5 protein-coding genes are annotated in these 4183 nt (G+C 65.4%); 2 read left to right on the top strand and 3 right to left on the bottom strand.

Going from position 1 to position 4183, the window contains the following annotated elements; genetic code table 11:
- Positions 1-48: 48 nt before the first annotated feature.
- From uppS to VW23_RS01280, 3 genes are all read right to left on the bottom strand, one after another.
- Entirely contained in the window at positions 49-732 is a 684-nt protein-coding gene (gene uppS, locus VW23_RS01290; protein ID WP_055880613.1) for a polyprenyl diphosphate synthase, read from the bottom strand.
- A 229-nt stretch (positions 733-961) separates the two neighbouring features.
- A complete protein-coding gene (locus VW23_RS01285) occupies positions 962-1324 on the bottom strand; it encodes a transcriptional regulator (RefSeq protein WP_069907791.1) in 363 nt (120 codons plus the stop codon).
- Positions 1314-1922 (bottom strand): hypothetical protein, encoded by a 609-nt coding sequence (locus VW23_RS01280; RefSeq protein ID WP_069907790.1) that lies wholly within the window; start codon positions 1920-1922, stop codon positions 1314-1316. The genes VW23_RS01285 and VW23_RS01280 overlap by 11 nt, the downstream gene beginning before the upstream one ends.
- A gap of 195 nt (positions 1923-2117) precedes the next feature.
- Here VW23_RS01280 and VW23_RS01275 point away from each other — a divergent pair, with 195 nt between their 5' ends.
- Together VW23_RS01275 and VW23_RS01270 are read left to right on the top strand one after the other, a co-directional pair.
- Positions 2118-3677: an arylsulfatase gene (locus VW23_RS01275; protein WP_201787997.1), complete on the top strand. Its 1560-nt coding sequence runs from the start codon at positions 2118-2120 to the stop codon at positions 3675-3677.
- 51 nt (positions 3678-3728) lie between these two features.
- On the top strand, positions 3729-4181 hold the full coding sequence (locus tag VW23_RS01270; RefSeq protein WP_141728174.1) for a YidH family protein: 453 nt from the start codon (positions 3729-3731) through the stop codon (positions 4179-4181).
- Positions 4182-4183: the final 2 nt, after the last annotated feature.

The following is a 4183-nucleotide window of genomic DNA, read 5'->3' as shown; positions in this document are numbered from 1 at the left end:
CCCCTCAAGGGGGAGGGGAGCACAGCGGCTTGTGCCGGCGAACAGTTCTCATCCAGCCATAGCCCGCACGGGCTCGACATTGCCGCCAAAGCTGCGAACCCGCGTGCCATACTCCGCCAGCGCGGTGTCGAACTCGGCGGGGCCGAAATCGGGCCATTTGACCCGGGTGAAGTAGAGCTCGGCCTGGGCGCATTCCCACAGCATGAAATCGGAGAGGCGCTGGTCGCCGCCGGTGCGGATGAGGAAATCGACATCCTCGGTGCCGAGCTCGGCGGCGATCGCCTCGGGGCCGGCCGCGGCAGCGGCGAGGATGGCGTCGCGGGCGGAGTAGTCGATGGCGACGCGCAGATGCAGGCCGGTGCAGGCGGCGGTGCTGCGTTCGGCGGCAGCGATGGCCTTCACCAGGCCGAGCGGCAGGCGATCGCGGCGGCCGAGAATGGAGATGCGGACATTGGCGTCGCGCAGCTGGCGCGCCTCGACCAAGAGGAAATGGCGGAGCAGCGCCATCATGCCGGCCACCTCGGCCTCGGAGCGGCGCCAGTTGTAGGTCGAGAAGGCGTAGAGCGACAGGGCGCCGATATCGCGCGCAATGGCGGAGCGGACGATGGCGCGCACGGTGTCGGCGCCGACCTGATGGCCGGCCGGGCGAGGCAGGCCACGCGCTTCGGCCCAGCGGCCATTGCCGTCCATGATGATGGCAACGTGGAGTTTGTGGTCAGGAGTGGTTTGCATTGTAAACCTCGTTGGCGTCGGTTGAGTGGATAGGGATCGGTCAGGTCTTGGTTACGAATTCAGGTGATCAAACTGATAGAGACGGCCCCCTCCCGGCCTCCCCCATGAAGGGGGAGGTGAAGAGTCGAGTTTGTGGCTGGATCGTGCCAAACGCACCGGCGGGGCACCTCCCCCTTTATGGGGGAGGATGGGAGGGGGCCGTCTGCTTCAGTCAGCACCGGTCAGCACCTCACACGACCTGCGGTTTCCCCGGCGCGGCCTGTTCCGCCCGGGCCGAGGCATCGCGGACGACGCGTTCGAGCACCGAGAGATAGTCGAGAAAACGCTGGCGGCCGGCGGGGGTGAGGCGGATTTCGGTGAGCGGGCGGTTACCGATATAGCCCTTGTGGATGTCGACCAGGCCGGCCTCCTGCAGCACCGCGAGGTGGCGGCTGAGATTGCCCTGGGTCAGGCCGCAGAGGCGCAGCAGGTCGTTGAAGGCGAGGCCGTCCGGACGGCTCACCAGTGAGGTGAGGATGCCGAGGCGGGCTTTCTCGTGGATGACGCGGTCGAGCCCGTCATAGGCGAAGGGAGCGTCGGGCTCAGCGGACATTGGCGGCCTCCGAAGCGCGGTGGACGATGGCGGCGATCAGCAGCTGGCCGATGGCGAAGGGCAGGCCCATGTGCCAGGGCGACAGGCTGTGGTCCCCGGCGGTGAGCAGCAGCACGGTGAAGCCCGACAGCAGGTACCAGGCGCCGGCCAGCGCGATGGCGCGCGGCAGCGAGCGGGCGGCAGCGAAGATGCCGAGGCTGACGAGGATCAGCCACAGGCCGGGCACCAGCCACAGTTGCTCCGGCGCGAAACGGGCGAAAAAGGCGAGCAGCGCCGCCCCGGCAACGCCTGCCGGCACGAAGTTCAGCACCGCTTCGCGGATCATCTGGTCGGCGAGGCCGGCATGGTGGCGCTGCGCCCGGCGCAGCATCTCGGCGCCGATCAGCGCCACGGCGACGATGGCGGTGAGCACCCAGCCGGTGAAATAGGCCATCGGCTCGGCGGCGCCCGGCAGCACCGACTGCAGCGCCGCCACGGCGAAGGCGAGGACGCCCGAGGCGGCGAGGGCGGCGGGGCCGAGGCCGAGAAACTCGCTCGACTGGGCCAGGCGCGACTTGATTTCGACGATGTCGGCGAGGGCTTTGTCGAGATCCGGCATGGGCGCTGACTCAGGTTTATGGTGCAAACCAAATTGAGATGCAAATTGGGGAGGATTTGCGGCAGTCGTGGGCATTCGGAACAAATTCGATGCGCATGCGAGCGGCTAGGGCAGGTTTCGCTAAAGGAAGATGCGCTAGGCCACTCCTGCCTCACTTCACCTTTCCGCCTCGACCGGCGGCACATGGAGCAAGTGATGGCCAGTTCAAGCAAACCCAACATCCTCGTCATCTTCGGTGATGATATCGGCATGTGGAATGTCGGCGCCTATGCGCACGGCATGATGGGTAAGACGCCCAATATCGACCGGATCGCCAACGAGGGCATCCTGTTCACCGACCATTACGGGCAGGCTAGCTGTACTGCCGGTCGCGCCGCCTTCATCATGGGGCAGGTGCCGGTGCGCACCGGCATGACCACGATCGGTATCCCGGGCTCGCCGCGCGGCATCCAGAAAGAGGATCCGACGCTGGCGGAAGTGCTGAAGTCGCAGGGCTATGCGACGGCGCAGTTCGGCAAGAACCATCTCGGCGACCGCAACGAGTTCCTGCCGACGGTGCACGGGTTCGACGAATGGTTCGGCAACCTCTACCACCTCAACGCCGAGGAAGAGCCGGAGGAACTGGATTACCCCGGCCAGAAGGACTCCGAATATCTGAAGAAGTACGGACCGCGGGGCGTGCTGCATGCCTGGGCGACGGACAAGGACGACCCGAGCGAGGATCCGACCTTCGGCCGCGTCGGCAAGCAGAAGATCGAAAACACCGGCATGTTGACGCGCAAACGGATGGAGACCTTCGACAGCGAAGTGCTCGAGCATACGCTCAACTGGCTCGACAAGAATGGCGACGGAGAGAAGCCGTTCTTCTGCTGGTTCAACACCACGGCGACCCACATCTGGTCGCACCCGCAGGAGAAGTACCTCAGGATGGCGGTGGCCGAGGGACGCGGCGAAGAGGACGTGGTGCGCGCCAAGATGATCGAGCACGACGAGCATGTCGGCATCCTCCTCGACAAGCTGGAGGCGCTCGGGGTCGCCGAGAACACCATCGTCGTCTACACCACCGATAACGGCTTCGAGCTGATGATGTGGCCGGATGGCGGTTATGCGCCGTTCCGCGGCGAGAAGGGCACCACCTGGGAGGGCGGGCTGCGCGTCCCCTGCGTGGTCCGTTGGCCGGCCCAGATTCCGGCGCACTCGGTATCGAACGGTGTGCAGAGCCACGAAGATCTCTATGCGACGCTCGCGGCGGCGGCCGGGCTGCCCGACCTCAAGGACCAGCTGGTGAAGGGTCACCAGATGAACGGCACCAAGTACAAGGTGCATCTGGACGGCTACAACAACCTCGATCACTGGACCGGCAAGGCGGAAAAATCGGCGCGCCGCGAGTTCTTCTACTACGACGAGACCGACCTGATGGCCGTGCGCGTCGATGGCTGGAAGATGCATATCGGCGTGAAGAAGGACGGCAGCTGGTGGAACGAGAAGGCCTATCCGAGCGTGCCTTACATCTTCAACCTGCTGATGGACCCGATGGAAAAGATGGACCCCGAGTCGCCCGAGTGGGGCTATGTCGGACGGCGCTTCTTCGCCAAGAAGATGTGGGCGCCGACAGCGGGACAGAAGTTCATCGGCGAACACCTGAAGAGCCTGCAGGCCTTCCCGCCACGGCAGGGCGCCGACACGCTGAGCCTGCATGTGGCGCTCGAGCACGCGATGGCCAAGATGGAAGCGGCCAAGACGTCGAACAACTGAGGGCAGCGATGGGCGGCCTTCGGGGCCGCCCATCGCCCGCAGGAGGCCCGGATGCCAGACCCCTACATGATCGACGACAATCGCGGCACCGACCTTTCGGCGCGCCGCACCGGCTTGGCGTTCCAGCGCACGCGCATGGCAGCCGACCGGACGATGATGGCGGTGATCCGCACGTCGCTGTCGCTGATCAGCTTCGGCTTCACCATCTACAAGCTCATCGAAGGCATGCAGGGCAGCAAGCTGGTCGAGCTCAAGGACCATGCATCGCGCAATTTCGGGCTGACGCTGATCGGCATCGGCATGGCGGCGCTGGTCGCCGGAATTATCTACCAGCTGCGCTTCATGGCGCAGCTGAAGGCGAAGCGCCGCGAACTGGAGCAGCAAGGCAGCATCCATGCCGAGACCGATTTTCCGGGCTCGTTCAACCTGGTGCTTGCCGTGCTGCTGCTGCTGGTCGGGGTGTTCGCCGTGATCAGCATCGTCTTCAGGATCGGCCCATTCTGAGC

The organism is Devosia insulae DS-56 (genome assembly GCF_000970465.2).
GTDB lineage: Bacteria > Pseudomonadota > Alphaproteobacteria > Rhizobiales > Devosiaceae > Devosia_A > Devosia_A insulae.
Note: the sequence above shows the minus strand (reverse complement) of the source record. Positions and strands in the feature narration are given on the sequence as shown.